Annotated in this window: 19 protein-coding genes and 1 pseudogene; 6 read left to right on the top strand and 14 right to left on the bottom strand. The window is 49.3% G+C overall.

Annotated features, from left to right (window positions below; translation table 11 throughout):
* The first annotated feature begins 192 nt into the window (after positions 1-192).
* The gene (locus BG55_RS22815; RefSeq protein ID WP_160170844.1) at positions 193-369 is read left to right on the top strand and encodes a hypothetical protein; all 177 of its coding nucleotides are present in this window, start codon (positions 193-195) and stop codon (positions 367-369) included.
* A 153-nt stretch (positions 370-522) separates the two neighbouring features.
* On the opposite strand, the gene BG55_RS09505 is transcribed toward BG55_RS22815, so the two are convergent.
* Together BG55_RS09505 and BG55_RS09500 are read right to left on the bottom strand one after the other, a co-directional pair.
* On the bottom strand, positions 523-846 hold the full coding sequence (locus tag BG55_RS09505; protein ID WP_034936891.1) for a helix-turn-helix domain-containing protein: 324 nt from the start codon (positions 844-846) through the stop codon (positions 523-525).
* Positions 830-1189 carry a type II toxin-antitoxin system RelE/ParE family toxin gene (locus tag BG55_RS09500; RefSeq protein ID WP_034936890.1) on the bottom strand — a complete coding sequence of 120 codons (360 nt, stop codon included), beginning with the start codon at positions 1187-1189 and terminating at the stop codon, positions 830-832. The genes BG55_RS09505 and BG55_RS09500 overlap by 17 nt, the downstream gene beginning before the upstream one ends.
* 277 nt (positions 1190-1466) lie before the next feature.
* Here BG55_RS09500 and BG55_RS09490 point away from each other — a divergent pair.
* Positions 1467-2629, top strand: a pseudogene (locus BG55_RS09490) (IS3 family transposase).
* Between the two features lie 187 nt (positions 2630-2816).
* Here the strand turns inward: BG55_RS09490 and BG55_RS09485 are convergent.
* The 10 genes from BG55_RS09485 to BG55_RS09440 all read right to left on the bottom strand — a co-directional run bounded on the left by BG55_RS09485 (position 2817) and on the right by BG55_RS09440 (position 14329).
* Positions 2817-3074, bottom strand: a complete 258-nt coding sequence (locus BG55_RS09485; protein WP_034936886.1) for a hypothetical protein — start codon at positions 3072-3074, stop codon at positions 2817-2819.
* The gene (locus BG55_RS09480; protein ID WP_420889614.1) at positions 3049-3564 is read right to left on the bottom strand and encodes a DUF2778 domain-containing protein; all 516 of its coding nucleotides are present in this window, start codon (positions 3562-3564) and stop codon (positions 3049-3051) included. Before BG55_RS09480 ends, BG55_RS09485 begins: the two co-directional genes overlap by 26 nt.
* Before the next feature lie 775 nt (positions 3565-4339).
* Complete coding sequence (locus BG55_RS09475) at positions 4340-5047, bottom strand: M48 family metallopeptidase (RefSeq protein WP_034936881.1); 708 nt, start codon at positions 5045-5047, stop codon at positions 4340-4342.
* On the bottom strand, positions 5047-8310 hold the full coding sequence (locus BG55_RS09470) for a type I restriction endonuclease subunit R (protein ID WP_034936879.1): 3264 nt from the start codon (positions 8308-8310) through the stop codon (positions 5047-5049). Before BG55_RS09470 ends, BG55_RS09475 begins: the two co-directional genes overlap by 1 nt.
* Positions 8307-9362: a PDDEXK nuclease domain-containing protein gene (locus BG55_RS09465; RefSeq protein WP_034936876.1), complete on the bottom strand. Its 1056-nt coding sequence runs from the start codon at positions 9360-9362 to the stop codon at positions 8307-8309. The genes BG55_RS09470 and BG55_RS09465 overlap by 4 nt, the downstream gene beginning before the upstream one ends.
* Entirely contained in the window at positions 9359-9586 is a 228-nt protein-coding gene (locus BG55_RS09460; protein ID WP_034936874.1) for a restriction endonuclease subunit S domain-containing protein, read from the bottom strand. Before BG55_RS09460 ends, BG55_RS09465 begins: the two co-directional genes overlap by 4 nt.
* Positions 9586-10641 (bottom strand): restriction endonuclease subunit S, encoded by a 1056-nt coding sequence (locus tag BG55_RS21430; protein WP_052018768.1) that lies wholly within the window; start codon positions 10639-10641, stop codon positions 9586-9588. The genes BG55_RS09460 and BG55_RS21430 overlap by 1 nt, the downstream gene beginning before the upstream one ends.
* Positions 10634-13228: a type I restriction-modification system subunit M gene (locus BG55_RS09450; protein WP_034936871.1), complete on the bottom strand. Its 2595-nt coding sequence runs from the start codon at positions 13226-13228 to the stop codon at positions 10634-10636. The genes BG55_RS21430 and BG55_RS09450 overlap by 8 nt, the downstream gene beginning before the upstream one ends.
* Before the next feature lie 434 nt (positions 13229-13662).
* Positions 13663-13986: a helix-turn-helix domain-containing protein gene (locus BG55_RS09445; protein WP_034936869.1), complete on the bottom strand. Its 324-nt coding sequence runs from the start codon at positions 13984-13986 to the stop codon at positions 13663-13665.
* Positions 13970-14329 (bottom strand): type II toxin-antitoxin system RelE/ParE family toxin, encoded by a 360-nt coding sequence (locus tag BG55_RS09440; protein WP_034936866.1) that lies wholly within the window; start codon positions 14327-14329, stop codon positions 13970-13972. The genes BG55_RS09445 and BG55_RS09440 overlap by 17 nt, the downstream gene beginning before the upstream one ends.
* Positions 14330-15329: 1000 nt before the next feature.
* Between BG55_RS09440 and BG55_RS09435 the strand changes: the two genes are divergently transcribed.
* The 3 genes from BG55_RS09435 to BG55_RS09425 are packed head-to-tail and all read left to right on the top strand — an operon-like array spanning position 15330 to position 17504.
* On the top strand, positions 15330-16214 hold the full coding sequence (locus BG55_RS09435) for an integrase domain-containing protein (protein ID WP_034936863.1): 885 nt from the start codon (positions 15330-15332) through the stop codon (positions 16212-16214).
* Positions 16211-16432 (top strand): helix-turn-helix transcriptional regulator, encoded by a 222-nt coding sequence (locus BG55_RS09430; protein WP_034936862.1) that lies wholly within the window; start codon positions 16211-16213, stop codon positions 16430-16432. The genes BG55_RS09435 and BG55_RS09430 overlap by 4 nt, the downstream gene beginning before the upstream one ends.
* Positions 16425-17504, top strand: coding sequence for a helicase RepA family protein (locus tag BG55_RS09425; protein WP_034936860.1), 1080 nt, complete (start codon positions 16425-16427; stop codon positions 17502-17504). Before BG55_RS09430 ends, BG55_RS09425 begins: the two co-directional genes overlap by 8 nt.
* Positions 17505-17713: 209 nt before the next feature.
* On the opposite strand, the gene BG55_RS09420 is transcribed toward BG55_RS09425, so the two are convergent.
* Both BG55_RS09420 and BG55_RS09415 read right to left on the bottom strand, forming a co-directional pair.
* Positions 17714-17977: a DUF2442 domain-containing protein gene (locus BG55_RS09420; protein ID WP_052018766.1), complete on the bottom strand. Its 264-nt coding sequence runs from the start codon at positions 17975-17977 to the stop codon at positions 17714-17716.
* The gene (locus BG55_RS09415) at positions 17949-18236 is read right to left on the bottom strand and encodes a helix-turn-helix domain-containing protein (protein WP_034936857.1); all 288 of its coding nucleotides are present in this window, start codon (positions 18234-18236) and stop codon (positions 17949-17951) included. Before BG55_RS09415 ends, BG55_RS09420 begins: the two co-directional genes overlap by 29 nt.
* Before the next feature lie 118 nt (positions 18237-18354).
* Here BG55_RS09415 and BG55_RS09410 point away from each other — a divergent pair, with 118 nt between their 5' ends.
* The gene (locus tag BG55_RS09410) at positions 18355-18609 is read left to right on the top strand and encodes a helix-turn-helix transcriptional regulator (protein ID WP_034936855.1); all 255 of its coding nucleotides are present in this window, start codon (positions 18355-18357) and stop codon (positions 18607-18609) included.
* Positions 18610-18645 lie beyond the last annotated feature (36 nt).

Here is an 18645-nt window from a genome sequence, read left to right as displayed (position 1 = left end):
TTTAAAATCCGCCGGGCGACATTATAAGTAATAAGGAAAATATATCATGAACGGTTTAATAAAAAGAAAGGGGAAAGAAACAGATAATAGTAATATTTTCACTCAACATACAACAACACTGATAACAACTCATTGCATCTGATGATAGAAAAAAACAGGAAATATATAAAGATCAGATGGTAATGATATTTAATGGCGGGAATTATTGAAATGTATCGTTTTGAAAATAATGAAATCTGTTATATCCGTCTTGAATGCTTTGAAAGAAATAAAAAAATTACCAGATACGATCTGAAATTTAAGGAGACTGGTGAAGCGAGAAATATAACGAAAATGCCGGAAAAATTATTAACTGAAGGTTGTATCTAATGCTGGGGCAGGTCAATAGCAACCGTAGTGTGCTGTTTGACTCTGTTGCCAGTACCAGAAAATGTCCACTTCTGGCTCAAGGTAGCCTGTTAGATCGATACTGAGGCTTATTCTCCTGAAATAATCAGCCCGAAAATAAGTCACTACAATAAATCAAACCAACACCTTCAATCCATGCTTTTGCACCACGGTAAGCAGTTTCAGCGATAATCCACCTGGACGCTTTACACCACTTTCCCATTTCTGCACCGTTGACACACTGGTATTCAGGTAGCTGGCAAAGACCGGTTGGCTGACGTTCAGCTTCTCGCGCAATGCTTTTATTTCAACAGGTTGCATATCGTCCACGTTATTAAGACACGCTTTATCAAAGTTGCGCATCGTTTGCTGTGGGATAGCATCAACGCTGAATAATCCAGCAGCCGCGCTGTGGATGGCCTCAAATGCAGGACTCTTGAATTTACTTTTTGCAGTCATGGCAAATCTCCACCAGTTCTTTACTCTTGTTCAGCGCCGCAATCTTTTCATCAGCAAGGGCAGCGTAGTGCTTTGCTAACTCGCGGAAACCGGCCAGTTCGCGATTATCAATGTTTGCCATATCCTGTTTGGCATGAAGGAACGTGTAAAACCAGTGCTCCCCGCCTTTCGCCAGGATAATGGAACGATCGCGATTCTGGTTCAGCCGTTTTTTGTAAACTCCGCCACCGAGATTGTCAGCTTTCCCTTGTATCACCGCCTCAATAGCCTGACACAACTCGCTATCCTTAATAGCATGGGATTTAGCTGCTTTGGTGAACCATTTGGTTTTGAATACGCGTATCAGGCTGACATCCTGTTACCTTAATATAGCACCAGGTGCCAGATTACTCTCTTTCAGTATTGATGCAAAGAACTCAAAGGCGGAATAATTTGGCCGTATTTTTAACTACATACACCTGCTGTCAATGACAGCCAGCCAATGTTTCCAGTATCAGGATGATACGAGTGACCTGTGAGAAACGCCCTGTGTTGGTCACAAGCCAAAGTGTAGTGGCACACTAAATTTGGCCACCTGAACAGAGGTGATATGCTCACCTCAGAACAACACAGGTGCTCCAATGAAAAGAAGAAATTTTAGTCCTGAATTTAAACGCGAATCAGCTCAGTTGGTTGTCGACCAAAATTACACCGTCTCTGACGCTGCTAAGGCTATGGATGTCAGTCTTTCAACGATGACGAAGTGGGTCAAACAACTGCGTGATGAGCGCCAGGGCAAAACACCAAAAGTCTCCCCCATAACTCCGGAACAAATCGAAATACGTGAGCTAAAGAAAAAGCTACAACGCATTGAAATGGAAAACGAAATATTAAAAAAGGCTACCGCGCTCTTGATGTCGGACCCTCTGAACAGTTCTCGATAATCGGGAAACTCAGGGCGCGTTATCCTGTGGTCACTCTCAGCCACGTGTTCGGGGTTCATCGCCGTAGCTACAAATACTGGAAAAACCGTCCTGATAAACCAGACGGCAGACGGGCTGCATTACGCAGCCAGATACTTGAGCTACATGGCATCAGCCACGGTTCGGCCGGAGCAAGAAACATCGCCACAATGTCAACCCAGAGAGGCTACAAAATCGGGCGCTGGCTGGCAGGCTCATGAAGGAGCTGGGGCTGGTCAGTTGCCAGCAGCCGACTCATCGGTACAGGCGTGGTGGTCACGAGCACGTCGCTATCCCGAATATCTTAAGCGACAGTTCGCCGTAACCAAGTCAAACCAGGTGTGGTGCGGCGATGTGACCTGTATCTGGACAGGCAGACGCTGGGCGCACCTCGCCGTTGTTCCCGACCTGTTCGCAAGGAAACCAGTGGGCTGGGCAATGTCGTTCTCACCGGACAGCAGACTCACCATGAAAGCGCTGGAAATGGCATGGGAAACGCGGGGCAAGCCCGTCGGAGTAATGTTCCACAGCGATCAGGGGAGTCATTATACAAGCACACAGTTCCGGTAGTTACTGTGGCGATACCGGATCAGGCAGAGTATGAGTCGGCGTGGAAACTGCTGGGATAATAGTCCAATGGAACGCTTCTCCCGGAGTCTGAAGAACGAATGGGTGCCAGTGACGGGTTACGTAAGCTTCAGCGATGCAGCCCACGCAATAACGGATATATCGTTGGATATTACAGCGTGCTCAGACCGCACGAATATAATGGTGGGTTGCCACCAAACGAATCAGAAAACAGATACTGGAATAACTCTAACACGGTGGCCAGTTTTAGTTGACCACTACAAAGACATTCCCTCAGTTAGTAAAATGCTTAATCATGGCTCAATAAAAGTCACAGAAATTTATCTTGATACAAGTCAGGACGATGTAAACAACAGTTATCATAATTTTCAAATTTAAGAATCATTGCGCATATCTAAGTGTAGCGACTTACCAACATAAGCGCCTATACTCATCCTGCGGTCAGACTTTCACGCGGATTTTATTGACAATCCAGTATAAAATGCCTGAAACAACCACCATCAGGAACAGTACCACCCAAAGAAATGATGGGTCAGCATCACCGTCAGCAAATCCCATCCCAGTTTTATTAAGAACATCATTGCTGATACGTGATAAATAATCGACAAGCGCCCCCAACGGGAATAAAACGACAAAAAATGAAGCAATAAAACAGCCCAGCCCGATTACAGTATTACTTATCAACTTTGCATGACGCATAATCAGTCCTCCCGGTTACATCTATACGGCCATACGCCATTAATCCTTTTCCTCCGGGTACGCGGACTTTCTTACGTCTAAGTAATGATGCTCTGACCATCTGAAAATCCGGGATATTATAGAATGTAATACATCCCCATGGCTCTCCTTCCCCGTTTGGGCGTAATGGGTGGAGCCTGAAAGATCCCCTGTCCACACCGTTTACAAAAACATGGTCACTCATTGTCGCTGAATTATATAAACCGAACCATTCAGCATGGTTTGTCCCGTTTTTGAAATCCTTTACAGCTCTTTCAAGCCGATTAACTAAACTCCCTTCTGGTGCATCAACAATCCAGTATGTCCCGACAGGTAACGCTGCATTCCTGATAAATGCGCACTCAGCAATATTGGTTACAGGCGCAATACCTGAGAAGACCGGAAAGGTTCCAACGCCATATACAAGCAGCTTGAGCCGTCTCCCGTCTGGCGATACATCGTCATAATCCATCCTGCAAATCTGCATAACATCACGTCCTGGTAATTTCTGAATTTTGTACAGCCTAAAGATAAGGATGATTTATCATAAAGCCTCATTCCAAAAAGACAATAAAAGACAATAGAAGCCATAAAGCCCCGTTGGTGGTACTACCAACAAGCAGAGCGTAGCGACTTCATCAACGGTTCAGAGTGATCACACCTTATCAGGATAACCGTGTACCGTTAGAGGCGTGGCTGAGATGCTGGTAGAGCCTGCATATCGTGTGCAGGTACGTTGCCACCATAAATCTGTTTAGGGGCCTTGTAAGGCGGCACATCGGGCTTTAATGCGTGTGATAAAACTGTTTTAGGAAAGTTTTGAGACGTAGGCTAAGTCATTAGCCTCAAGTTGACTATTGCTACGTGTTTGAGCCTGGAACTACACGCCGCTATGAGATAGCATTTCCTGATCTGCCACTACTAACTACAGCCAGCGGCAATTTCTGGTGAAACATACACATCATTTCTCACGTGCAAGAAAGGTAGAATTTTATCTCTAACTTGATGATAAGTAATGAATTTTATGTAATGGTGCGAAGGCCGGACTCGCCATAAATCACAATTTATTGATATTTAAGTAATTTAATAAAATTATAATTTTTCCGACCACCATATTGACCCCCTAGTAGTTTTATACCATGCTATTTTGGTTAATTTTTAAGCAAATATGAGGACGGCTATCAGACCACAACGAAAGCATTACTACAGGGGTATGCTTTACTCGATAGGATGAAGATGAGTGTTCATCAAAGATCTAATTCAGCACCACGAATCCTGAGCCATTCTTTTCTTTCCCGATAATCCGGTAACACCTTGTCTACCTCGTTCCAGAATGCGTCCGAGTGGTCTCGGTGGTGCAAATGACAAAGCTCGTGGACAATGATGTAGTCGATAACGGTCAACGGTGCCATCAAGCATTTCCAATGGAAATGGAGATCACCATTGCGGGTACATGATGCCCAGCGATAGCCCAGATCTTTAATCTCCAGAGCACCTGCGGTTACTCCCACCCTGGGGGCAAACCAGTTCACTCGATTGCGGATACGGGCCAGACCTTTTGCCTTATAAAAATCTTCGAATGCCTTATGGGCGGCGGAATGACCACCACGTTCGACGATCTCGCGTTGAAGGCAAAAGCGGCCATCTTTGAGTTTAAGAGCGTCGTCCTGTTCTGCAACTAGCTGAAGTCGGTAGCCACTCCCCAGATAGAGAAATGTCTCACCGCTGACCCATTCCCGCATCACCTGCGCAGCATTAAGATCGCGCCATTCAGCCAGATTGCGGTAAATCCACATACGTTTGCTGAGTACGGTCTCATCCACTTGCTCTGGCGTCATTCGTCGCGGAGGTCGAACAGTTATGACTCCGTTGCGTTCAATCACAATATCAGTGGTTTGACGATCGGTCCCTGGCAACAGTTGGTATTCAATATCGCGTACCTGTCGGATTGGCATCAGGTGCCTCCTGCCGGCGCGATGTTGACCAGTTCATCGTGGCGATTTTTAGCCAGCTTCATGATTTCCACAGCCACACGTTCACGGTTTAGCTTAAGCTCTTCAATGCCAGTCTTTGCGATCTCTGTTTTAATCGAACCACGCACACGTTTCTGCTTATCAGGGTTTTGCCAGAAGTCGATGCTGGAAATGGTTTCCTGCAGTATTTTCACAGATGCCTCCATCAATGCTTTGAACGCAGGCTTATCAGCATCATTCACCGTACCGCTGGCAAAACCAAGCTGAACGATATACTGATAAAAAGTGGTCGCCTCCTTGCTCATACCGCCCTCACCTTGCTGTCGCCCTGCAATAGCTTCTTTGCGCAGCTCTGACAGCTTTTCAGCCAGCATTTCCCATTCGTCATGGTGCTTTTCAATAAGCGCATCCACCTTCGCTGACAGGCTCTTATAAAAGGCGGGATCTTCATCGTGGTGAACAGTACAGTGCTTACGGATGGCATGTTCCATCTCGCTGGCCTTGGCTTCGCTATTCTCGCCAGCATGCGCAGTTAACTTATAGAGAAAGTCTTCCGCCAACAGCTCAACAGGCGGCACCTTCGGGTTAATTCCCAAACTGATTAGATGCTCATTAATAAGTGCTTTGACCTTTTCACCTGCACTCCCCAGATCAAGGCTGGTGTCCTTGTACCGCTCTTTGGTCACCTGCAGAATATAACCAAACCGCTTCGCAGGCACCCGGTAAGGCTGGGCAGAGTAATGCGGCAGAATGATATCCAGACTCATCAGGAACTTCTTGAGATACACTTCGAAATCGGCACGTTTCTTCTCATCTTTGAGCACCTTAACCGCCTGATGTACTACGGCAGCCTCGGCATCCAGATGCGGTAACTCGCCGTTAACGAAAGCTTTAATCTGCCTGATACCCAGAGCACTAAAATGTTGCAGTAGCCGCTGATAGCGTTCGTCCAGTATCGGGAGTTCTGACGAGATGTTCTGCATGCCATCATGCAGTTCCTGCAGCTCTTCACTGGCGGCATACAGCGTCAGCGCATCGGTCAGGTGATTGGCCAAACCGATATAATCAACGATGTAACCACGCTGCTTACCCTTTCTCACACGATTGGTACGCGCAATGGCCTGTAACAAGCTGTGTTCACGCAACTTTTTGTCGATATACATCACTTGTTCAATAGGCGCGTCAAAACCCGTCAGCAGCATATCGCACACGATCAGAAAAGCGATGCCGGTGTTGGCTTTGTCCGGATCATTCTGATCGAAGCCGCGGCAAAAGTTCTCCACCGCATTCATCTGCTGCGCCTGCTTGCGGGCATAAGTGATGAATGCCGCTTCGTTGGTGCCGTCACTGGATATCACCACCGCGGTTTTGAGAAAGCGCAGGCGTTCGATCAATGCTGTATCAGGCACTGCCTGCCCTTCTTCCCTGGCAATCCGGTCGGCCAGTGCTGCCTCTATTCCGTTACGATAACGCACGCAGGCCAGTTTGGAATGGCACACCACCTGCGCCTTAAAACCATTAGGTAGGATATTGTCCACATAGTGCGCCACCAGATCACGGGCAATAGCGTTAATCCGGTTTTCAGCCTCAAGAATATCGCCGGTAGCACCGTATTTCTTCTTGATCGCCAGCAATTCCTCATCGCTACGGTCTTTGAATAAATCTTCAAACGCCGTATCAAAGGCATGCTTCTCGTTCAGGGCGCTGTCGGCGGTTTTGCCTTCGTAGAGGATTTGCAGCGTGGCGCCATCGTTAACCGCATCCATCAGCCGATAGGTGTCGATGTATTCGCCAAAACGCTTATGGGTTTTCTTTTCACCATGGCGCTCGGTGAGCAAGGGCGTGCCGGTAAAAGCAATACGTGCCGCATGAGGAAAAGCCTCAAACAGGTTGTCGCCGAGATCCGAACTTTGTGTGCGGTGCGCCTCATCAATCATTAGGATGATGCGCTCAGAACTGTTTACTACACCAAAGGTTTTGCCCGCAGGCATCGCACGATAAGTGCCCAACGCCTCAGCGACCGTATTCGTCAGCGTCAGTTTATGCTCCTGGAACTTATGCACCATCACCATGTTCACATCCGAACTGTCGCCAGACAGATGCGCGCGCAAGCCCTGACGGCTTTCAATCACATTCACCCGCCCACCAATCAGGGTGGCAGTGTCTGACAGTTGCTTCTCCAGATCCTGCCGATCATTCACCAGCACCATCTTATAATCGTTCAGGTCAAGGCTTGAACGGATCATTCGTGCCAGAAACACCATGGTTAACGACTTGCCGGAACCCTGGGTATGCCACACCACACCACTGCGATCCAGCGCTGTCCCACCCTGACGCAAACGCTCGATAATCTTGCCTGCGGCACGAAACTGCTGATATCGGCACACCACTTTGACGCGCGGCCCACCGTCCGTATCCATAAACACCGCGCTGGTACGCAAAATCTGTAACAGATTGGGTTTATTCAACATTCCGGCAATCAGTTGCTGCTGAGCATTTAAGCCCTCCCGGGCGGCTTCCTCTTGCGGATAGAGCGTTTTCCACGCGTAGTAATGCTCTTCGCCCGACGTAATGGTTCCGTAGTCCGCTTTCTGGCCACAGCTGCGAATCAGCAACAGGTTGCTGTGAAATAATCGCGGCTCGCCCTCCTTCAGGCCCGCGTTTGTCGTTTCTTTACGCCGGCGCATATAGCGCTGCAACTGAACAAAGGCTTCCAGCATCGGATTGGCACAGGTTTCCGAGCCTTTCTTGCATTCCACCACCGCCAGTGGAATACCATTCACGAATAAAACGATGTCTGGAATGATAAAGGCCTTAACACAACCCGGCGTGTCGACGCGGAACTGGTTGATGGCGTGAAACTGGTTGTTCGCTGGGTTATGAAAGTCAATCAGACGTACCACCGGGTCAGCTTCGCCGGTCAGCTCGTTGCTGTCGGTCTGCGCCTTAAAGAGCAGCGTCTGCACGGCCTCATTAGACTCCAGCAGGGTACGATTGGGCTGACGCAGCAGTTGACTGCGCAGATCGTCCAGTTGTCTGTCCGTTAGCCATTCCCGATCATCGTCAGTGCGATTGATGGCACGTATAGCGTTATCGAACACCTCCGGCAAAAGCCACTGGCGGAAATTACTGCGCAAACTGGGGCCTGCATGCTGCGGTATACCTGCGCCCTGGTCAATGACCGTCCAACCCTGCCCGGCCAGTTGGTTAAGAAACGGCTTTTCGACTTCGCTATATTCGCTCATACAGAGTCCTTTTCTGCGCCCTTAGCCAACTCTCGTTCCAGTTGCTCAATACTCGGCAAACGGGTTTGCAGCTCCTCTGGCAGGGATTCAACTAATTTGTATTCAGCGATGCCCATCGGCTGGGACTTATCGCCTAAGGCATATTCGGCAACCACTTTGTTTTTGCTCTTGCACAGTAGGAGTCCAATGGTCGGGTTGTCCTGCTCGTCTTTCACCTGCCGGTCAACAGCGGTCAGATAGAACCCCAATTGCCCCAAGTGCTCGGGCCTGAACTTGCCGCCCTTGAGTTCGATAACCACATAGCAGCGCAATTTCAAATGGTAAAACAGCAGGTCGATAAAGAACTCGTCGCCGCCCACGTCCAGCAATACCTGTCGTCCGACAAAGGCAAAACCCGCGCCCAGTTCCAGCAAGAACTCAGTCACATGTTTTACCAAAGCATCTTCCACTTCCCGTTCCTGGGCTTCCTCAGTCAGTCCCAGAAAATCAAAACGGTAAGGGTCTTTCAGTGATTCACGCGCCAGATCGGACTGTGGCTCAGGCAGACTTACATTGAAGTTGGTTACTGCGGTACCGCTACGCTGCAACAAGCGACTTTCAATTTGCATTACCAGAACATTACGCGACCAGTTATGTTCAATAGCCTTGCTGACATACCAGCGTCGATCTTCCGGACGGTTAAGTTTGTCCAACAGCGCCAGTTGATGATACCAGGGCAATTGTGCAAGCACCGCTTGCACAAATTCCGCATCCGGCCAGGCTTCGGCAAAAGCACGCATATACTTGAGGTTACGTGGCGAAAAACCCTTCATTTCAGGAAAAGCAGTACGTAAATCATGAGCCAACCGGTCGATGACCCTCGCCCCCCAACCCTGCTCGGCCTGCCGCATAAGAATGTCACGACCAATCTGCCAGTACAGGCTCACCAGTTCCCGGTTGACCGCCAGTGCGGCACGCTGTTGAGCGCTATGGATGCGGCCCTTCAGGTCAGCCAGCCAGTCGGCGTAGCCGCTGGGTTCTGGGGTCAGTGAAGCCGGGAACTGCTGGGTCATGCGGTTACCTCCGTGTCATGTTCGTCAACCGTTACCGATACTTTGCCGGTAAGCAAGTCCTGCATCAGACCGCGTTTCTGTTTTCTGAGCTTTTCGAGTAATGATTTTTCCTGCTCAATCTGCGCTGAAATTTTCACATATCGGGCATAAATCAATACTTGCTCATCAACACCAGGAACAGGTAAGTGCAGCGTCTTCAATGTGCTGGATTGAATTGCATCCATTATACCCCCTGCATTGCACGACGAAACCACGCATGCGCCCAAAATGAATGGTTGAGCTGCCAGCAGATCAATTCTGGGATTACTTTATCGAGATCAAATGTCATCGTCCAAAGGTGCTTGGAAGAGAGCCCGAGTTCAAGATTGTCTGGAATGACACAGCATCTACCAACTGTTCCCATAATCGTGATAACCACATCGCGAGGGCGAACCCTATACCTGGCTAACTCCTGGAATTTTCGATTACTTACAAACCGACGAAACTCAGAATTAAAGCGTTCTACATGAACATTATCGATACCTAAGAATGGAATCCCATCCTCTACAAGCTCGTATTTAAGCAAGGCACTGCCAAATGGTCCGCTTCGGATATTATTTGGCAAAGGTGCAAGCAATTCTTCAAGAGTAGAAACCACCCACGCCTTCGGAATCCATCCAATCTCGGTTTCCTGATACTGCTCAGGGGCTTGGCTGCGCGGTGGGCGAAGTTGGCCGTTAGGTAATAACCCACGGGTAAATAGGTCGTGCATCAACCCCGCCTTGAGCTGCTGATATTTGGCGATCAAGGCTTCGGTTTTTTCGATGGTAGCGTCGATGACAGTGAGAATGGCAGCGATTTTTTTTTGCTTCTTTGGTTCAAATATCGGCACTGGTACCGTCTTGAGATCATCCGTTGAAACGGCAGCAAAAGTTGACCCCTGGCTGCGGCGATGCAGGTAATCCACATTTAATTCGACTGCGTGCTTGAGAAAAACCGTATCTGATTTCCCCTCTTTAGCTTTGAATGCCCCTAAACCTCTTCCGATACAGTAGTGCTGATCAGCGTAATTCATCGTTCCTACCGGTGCCCTAACACTAATTAGTACCGAACCAACTTTGGCTACCCTCAGCGGAGGTGAACAGTAAATTTCAGAGTGAGGATAATATGCACCGAACTCCGCACTTCCTTGTAGAAATGGTAGTCCTTGCTCTTCGGTATTACACAAATCAGCACCCGGAGACTGACCCATTACGACATCAGCAAGATTGCTCAATGGTGCATACCTAATCTCACTCATAACCCAGCTCCACTAAAAACGCCTGCAATGCTTTTGCGGCTGCATCCCGCTCCGCCTCAATCTGCTTCGCGGTGACTGCGTACTTATTCCACAAATTTTCAATCGCCGCGATACAGGCCCGCTGATCGGCACGCAGATACTGGCGGTAGCTGTCGAACAGCACTTTACCCAAACGTTCGACAATGACCTTTCGCGCTTCATCGTTACCGATCTTCAGGCGCGCCTGTTCCACCAGTTCATACTTCTTCGATTCGGTCGATTTTATCGCTGCCTTCAAGGCTTTAGCTTCGTCTTCCAACACCTTGTGGCGGGCCAGCTGTGCTTCAATACGAGCGGCTTCCTGCTGATGGCTTTGCCAGTTACCAAAGGCACTGTCACGTTTGGCCAGCTTCATCATACCTTTGGCTTCTCTCAGGCTGGTTTTCAGGGCCTTAACGTCACCCGCAGGCAACACACCTGTATCGTCCGTATCTTCAAACTCTTCTTCACTGGCGGCAGCAAACAGAGCCTGCAGTTCAGCCAGCCGGGTATGCTGCTGCTCCAGCTCGGCCAATACCTGCGGGAACTGACTTTGCAGAATGTCCTGATCCGGAATGAGCTCCGGGCCCCAGCCACTGGCAGCAATAGATTTAAAGTCGGAAGCAAGCAGTTTGAAGTAGTTGGCAAAAGCACCGCGAACCTGGTAATGATTGAGCAGATGCTGGCTGGCAAAGGTGCGCTCAATACTGTCGAGCAATGTGGCACGCATCTGGTAGACATTGTTGGCTTTGGCCTGCTGATTTTCCACATCGGGAGCCAACGCTTCAACCATGGGCAGATATTGCTGCCACCAGCTTTGTAGATCGGCCATAAACTGGGCCTGCCGCATAGCGATACTGGAGTGCTGATTAATGTGTTCTGCAATGGCACGTTTGTCATGCAGCGCAGGATGAAAATCGGCATAAGGCACCGCTCCATTGCTCAATGACGCTGTGGCGGTACGCGGCACAAAACAACTCTCGCGCAAACCAGCATAGTTCTGCCAGAAGTGGCCTAGGGCATCAATCTCACTGACCGGTACGCCACCGTGCAGATGAGCTCGCACATCGTGCGGTTCCGGCGGTGGTGCGTTGTCGACGTAGCGGCGAATGTTACAGTTGTATTCCTCGGCCTGGATATCTGCCACTGCGACGCGTCTGGCGTAGGCCGGGATATCCTGACCTGCGCGGTAGGCCTGTACAATTTTGTCGATATCTTCCGGACGCAGATGATTCTGCGCCTTACCTTCACGGTATTCACGATCGCCATTAATAAACAGTACGTGCTTACGCGCTGCCGCACCCGCCTTGTTCAAAACCAGAATACAGGCCGGGATGCCGGTACCGTAGAACAGGTTGCCAGGCAGGCCGATAACGGCCTCAAGGTAACCACTCTCAATAAAGAACTGGCGCGCCTCACGCTCTTCCCCACCACGGAACAACACGCCATGCGGCATAACGGTAGCCATGCGGCCATCGCTTTTAAGCACCGCCAGCATATGCTGCACGAACATCAGGTCAGCCTTTTTGCCTTTTTCCGGCATCCACACGTTGAAACGACCAGGGTAGGCAATGGTAACTTTCTTTTTAGTACCGCTGCCATCATCTTTAGACTGGCTGCGGGCGTAGTTCTGACTAAACGGCGGGTTAGCCAGTACACGATCGAAGCGCCGAAGTTCATTGCCTTCGGTTTTGTGCCGCGGATCGGTCAGGGTATCGGCATTGCGGATATCAGCGTGCGAAATGCCGTGCAACAGCATATTCATCTTACAGATAGACCAGGTGGTACCCATTTTTTCCTGACCGTAAAGCGCCAGTTCGCTGGCATCAGCACCGCATTCTCGCAAATAGTCACGCGCCTGGATCAACATCCCGCCCGAGCCTACCGTCGGGTCGTAGACGCTCATGCCTGCTTGCGGATCACAAATTTCAACGCAGATGCGCACTACTTCCGCCGGAGTGTAGAACTCGCCTGCCTTCTTGCCCGCCGAATCGGCAAAGTGCTTAATCAGCCATTCGTAGGCGGCACCAAGCAGGTCGGGAAATTCGAAGTCCTCATCACTTAGCGGTATTTTTTCGAAGTTCTGGATAAAATCGACCAGCGTGTCGTCATCAAGCGTGTTCTGGCCGATCTTGCGGTTAAAGTTGATCGTCACCTTAAGCACGTCCTGTAGGGCATCGACGTTACATTCTTCCAGCTCTTCAAGTGCTTTGTTAAGTGTGGAACCCACGTTATCTTTGACGTGTTTCAACGCAGGCTGAGGTTTGCCTGCGTCATCTGTCCATGACTCATTCCAGCGCGCACGCGGTGGAACGTAAAAGTATTTTCCGGAATACTGATCCGGGTCTTCCTGGTTAAGGGCGATATCCGCTTCCGACAGGCCTGCTGCCTTACCTTCCTTTTCAATCTCTTTTCGGCGTTGATCAAACAAATCACTGGCACGCTTGAGGAACAACATACCAAAGATGTATTCCTTGTATTCGCTGGCGTCCATATTGCCACGCAGATCATCGCATGCAGTGAGCAGCAGGCTTTCCAGGCGGGCGAGTGTAAGTTTAGGGGATGGCATTGTTCAGTGTGTTCCTAGGTTTTTTGTTGTCGCTGCAGCTCAATCCAGCACCATTAGAAATTAGTTAGCCTGCACACGGAGGCTGGTTTTTTTCAACGAGGCCAGTAAGTTATGGCCGCTGTTTTTGCCTCTCGGATCAACCGCAACAATGCCTTCAGGCAAGAGCCTGGAGGCCATGATTTAGAGGTGGTTCGCGGCTAAATGATGCTTCATGACGGATGTTTTAGTTGCGCAGAAAAAAGTGCTGAATTGTATCAGGCTGACACTACTATGACGAGGTCTGCAGTGGCCAACTGGAAACCGAATTGGAGTTTTCCTGAATCGTTATAACGTTTTTTTCTGGCACTAAGTAGCCTGTCAAATTAGCTCAAAACTTATCTTCCAAAATTGTCATTTTAAGAAGATATCAGTACAACTAAATCAAACCAAGGTCTTCAAATCAACACCTTCAACCCATGTTTCTGCACTACCGCAAGCAGTTTCAGCGCCAGGCCACCAGGGCGTTTTACGCCGCTTTCCCATTTCTGTACCGTTGACACACTGGTATTAAGGTAGCTGGCGAAAACCGGCTGGCTGACGTTTAGCTTCTCACGCAGCGCCTTAATCTCAAGGGGTTGAAGATCGTCCACGCTATTGAGGCACGCTTTATCAAAGCTACGCATTGTTTCCTGCGGGATAGCATCAATGCTGAATAATCCAGAAGCTGCGCTGTGGATAGCCTCAAATGCAGGACTCTTGAATTTACTTTTTGTCGTCATGGCAAATCTCCACCAATTCTTTACTCTTGAGCAGTGCCGTAATTTTTTCATCAGCAAGGGCAGCATAGTGCTTCGCCAGCTCACGAAACCCGGCCAGCTCAGCTTGATCGATATTTGCCATATCCTGTTTGGCATAAAGGAACGTATAAAACCAATGCTCCCCGCCTTTCGCCAGAATGATGGCGCGATCACGATTCTGATTAAGCCGCTTCTTGTAAACGCCACCGCCGAGATCGTCCGCCTTCCCTTGCATCGCCGCTTCAATCGCGTGGCATAACTCACTATCTTTGATAGCGTGAGATTTAGCCGCCTTGCTGAACCATTTAGTTTTAAATATCCGCATCAAGCTAACATCCTGTCACCTTAACTATAGCACCAAGTGCTAGATTACTCTTTCTTTCTGACGGATTCAAAGCGCTTGAAGCAAACAAAAAATTGCCGTATTTTTAACCATGCAAATCTGCTGTCAACGACAGCCACCAATGTTTCCAGTATCAGGACGATACGAGTGATCTGTGAGAAACGCCTTCGGGTGGTCACAAGCCAAAGTCATATGGAATGGAGTGTGGTCTGAGACTGACGCCTTCGGGCGACCACAAAGAAAGTTGTCATAACCTGAAAGACAACGCTGGAAGCGGTAAACCTGCACACCTTTGAAAGCAGGTATCGTCAGTAAAAACGCACCTATGACGTGACGATAAAGGTTCCTTAAACTAAGAGACGGCTAATAACGAGCGTTTCCGCACCGATCGGCATTAGCTGTAAAGAATGTTGTATTCGGTCTTCTCCTCAGTGAATGATTTGCTACCAGCAAGGTAATAGCCATTGCCTGCGCCGATAGCAATATCATCACCTGCTTAACGACAGGTACATCCCGTACCGACGGGTTTTTTGCACCTCAATTCTGGCGCGTATTAAACGCTGCTGGCTGCGCCTTGCTATGCCGTCAGGCATCTGCATGCGCCTGCCCTGCTGCGTACTAATACGTGGCGTCACTTTTCGCGTGTTAACGCATGAAAGTGACGCCGCCGCACCAACCAGCCTCAACCTTTGACATAAGCAGCTCACACAACGAGCCATGAATCTGACGCACAAGTTCGGGAGCCGAACTGACCACTTTTTACAGGAGATTTGAACCGATACCGAGGCAGGCCAACAGCCTGGGGGGATAACCTGCGATCGCAGGAGGCTGCACCGAGTGCATAACCTACACCCCGCAATACCTCAACTGCTGCCCGCTCTGGCGCACAGGTATGGTTCAAGGCAGGCCAATAACGATTGTTCCTGCCATTCAGCCCATGCGCCAGAGAAATGCAGCTCGTTGAAATTGTGAGAATATTGCTATGAGTAAATTAAGCCGTGAAATGAAAACGCTGGCGAAGCAAGCCGGCGGCAGCTTTAAAACCGTTCATGATCGTACCCGTATTATTGAACGATTTTGTCGTCACCTGATCGCCCTCAATATTCAGGTTCGTGATGTTCAGCATCTGAAAGCTAAACATATAGAAAATTATATTGCCGACCGCCAGGCAACAGGCATCGCTGTTCGTACTCTGCATAACGATATGTCGGCATTGCGTACAGTATTTCGGCTGTCTGGCAGGGAAAAGATTGTTACATCGATACGTTTAACGAATAAGGCGCTGGGGTTAAGCGGCGCGAGTCGTGCAGGTACAAAGTACGCAATCCCGGAAGAACGATTCCAGGCCGTATTGCAAAGCGCGCAACAGCATGACCAGGGGCTTGCCAGTGCTATTCGCCTTGCCCGACTGTTGGGGCTACGCTCACAGGAGGCTGTGCAATGCGCCAGTTCACTGAAAACATGGCAAAAGCAGCTTGAACGCAATCAATCCACTCTCACCATTGTTTTTGGCACGAAAGGCGGCAGGCCGCGTGAAACACGGATCATCGATCGTACAGCTGTACAGCAGGCAGTAAATGACGCTCTGCTGGTAGCTAAAACACGTAACGGCAAGCTGATCGATAAGCCAGATTTAAAAACGGCCATGAATTTCTGGCGTTCGCATACCACACGCTTAGGACTCACAGGCCATTATTCCCCACATAGTCTGCGCTACGCCTGGGCGCAGGATGCCATTCGTTATTACCTGTCACAGGGATTTTCCCGCAATGAAGCCAGAGCATTAACATCCATGGATCTCGGCCACGGTGATGGCAGAGGCCGGTATGTTGAGCGTGTTTACGCCAGGAAGGAGAACGCACAATGACGGATATCAAGTTGATTCGCTTATCTGATGTGATGAAAAAGACCGGTTTCAAAAAATCGTGGATTTATCTTTTGATAAGCCAGGGCGATTTTCCTCCGGCAGTCAAAATCGGTTCCCGCTCTGTGGCATGGCTAGAAAGCGAAGTGAATGAGTGGATTGCTGGACGTATCGGCAAACGCGAGGTAGTACAGCAAGCGTGGAAGCTAAACGATGAGTAAATTCGTAACGGATACTGAAGCAGAATTCAGAACCTCACTTCCTCTACGCAAAGGTTCCGACGGCTTTGATACCCGGCAGGACTACCTAATTAAGGGCTACTTACCTGCCTCGTCCGTTGCCAGTGCTTACGGTGCCAGCGGCTCTTACAAATCCTTCCTCGCAGTATCATGGGGATGCCATATCGCCACTGGCAAGCCGTGGGCTGGTAAACCGGTCACACAAGGCGCTGTCATTTATGTCGTTGGTGAAGGCGGGATCGGAGTCCCCCGCCGTATCCGGGCATGGGAGCAAACACTTAACGGCGGTAGCCCGATTGATGCACTTTATCGTGTCGACTGCCCAATATTTCCGGCCAGCCCGGAGAGCGTGCAACAGGTGATACAAGCCGCAAACGATGTTAAGGCCGCAACCGGTATGCCGATTCGCCTGATCATTCTGGATACGCTCGCCCGCTGCTTTGGGGGCTCAGACGCGAACGCTGCTAAAGATATGGGCGCTTTCATTCAGGGGTGTGATTACATCAAAGCGGCAACGCAGGCCACGGTGCTAATTATTCACCACTCAGGCAAAGATCAGGATAAAGGCGCACGTGGCTCAAGCGCCTTCCGGGCTGCCCTGGATGTGGAGTTTAACGTTCGTCGTGAAGGCGATGGCGGTGCATTGATCCTCAGTTGTACCAAGATGAAAGATGCAGAAGAGCCGCCACGTCGCGCCTATGACCTGAATTCTGTCGAGCTATATGTGGATGATGGTGACGACCTGATCACCTCACTGGTACTGAACAATGAAGGCCGTGTAGTCAGGGAAGATGATATCGCTAACGATCCCGAGCTAGCCGGTATTTCAAGGCTAACTGAAAACCATGTTGCCTTATGGCAAGCCATTCGCTCGCGCACAGCCAGCGGCGATAGTTGTACCCGCGCATTAGTCAGGGACGATATGAAAGCGATGGGATTCGACGTGTCCAAAAAATTTACCCGCTGGCTGGATAAACTGGAAAAGGATGGCCTGATCGCTTTTGACGGGGAATGCATTACGCCCTTGTCGCAACGAAACAAAACGGGGGACTAACTGGGGGAAAGTGGGGGCGATCGCACATTCGGTTATCATTAACGATATCTTTCCCCCACTTCCCGGCTATCTATACAGACGAAGTGGGGGAACAAATTAATCACATGATAAATAAGATTATTTTAAAAAACAAAACACTCAACTGGTAAACAGGTGGTCTGCATTTAAGTGGGGGATCAAATGGGGGAGTCAGTGCAAAATGTGACAAACTACCTGTTCGTCACATCTCTAATAGCACCAGCATAGAGTGCCTCAATATTGAGATCTTCATCAATCTCTTCCCAATGGATACCATTGCCACCGGTAAGAGTGAAATTAACTCTCTGCTCTGCCGTCGCGCGTTCGAGTCGAGGAAAATTTTTGAGTGGGATATTCAGCAGCGCTTTTCCTTTAGCCTGTACGTGCAGGTATTTATCTGAGAAATAAACAGTTACTGACGATTTATCAAATAACGGATTGCTCACCCTCTTCATGCAATTTTGTCCTTATTCGCATTTTACTGTCCAGCAGCTTACCAGAATCATCAAAATAACGGCTTGGCCAAATTTTAGCAGGATCAACGCCGAGCGCCGTGGATACAAGCCATTCCCCTTTCGGCCATGGACGGGAAAGCACATTGGCGAGCGTTGAAGAACTGAGTCCCGCAGAGCGCGATAACGCGGCCAGCGACGTGCCTTTCTTATGTAAGGCGGCAATAATGTCGGCCTTATGCCAGTCATGATGCAGTGTCATACCTTTCTCCTTTAAGATCTCAAGTAACCACACGCACTAAATACCAAGTATTACTTAGTATATTTTCAAGGCACACGAATGAGAATCGCGACAAGCCACACAAGAAATCAGGATTCTCATGCTACCTCAACGCTTAAAAGCCGCACGTCTAAAGGCTGGTCTGTCACAGGAACGGTTAGGGATTCTTGCCGGAATAGATGAAGCGACGGCCAGCGCTCGTATGAATCAATATGAGCGCGGGATACACACGCCAGACTTTGAACTGGCCTGCCGGTTAGCGTCAGTGCTACATGTTCCGGCCTTTTACTTTTATGCTGTGGAAGACGATCTGGCTGAAATGATACTTGGGTATTCTGAATCGCAGGAAAAATAAGCCACATAAGAAGAATGAGCTCCAGCCCCCGTGAAA

The sequence above is a fragment of the Erwinia mallotivora genome (assembly GCF_000590885.1).
Classification (GTDB): domain Bacteria; phylum Pseudomonadota; class Gammaproteobacteria; order Enterobacterales; family Enterobacteriaceae; genus Erwinia; species Erwinia mallotivora.
The sequence above is the reverse complement of the archived record's forward strand: the minus strand, read 5'-3'. Positions and strand labels throughout refer to the sequence as shown.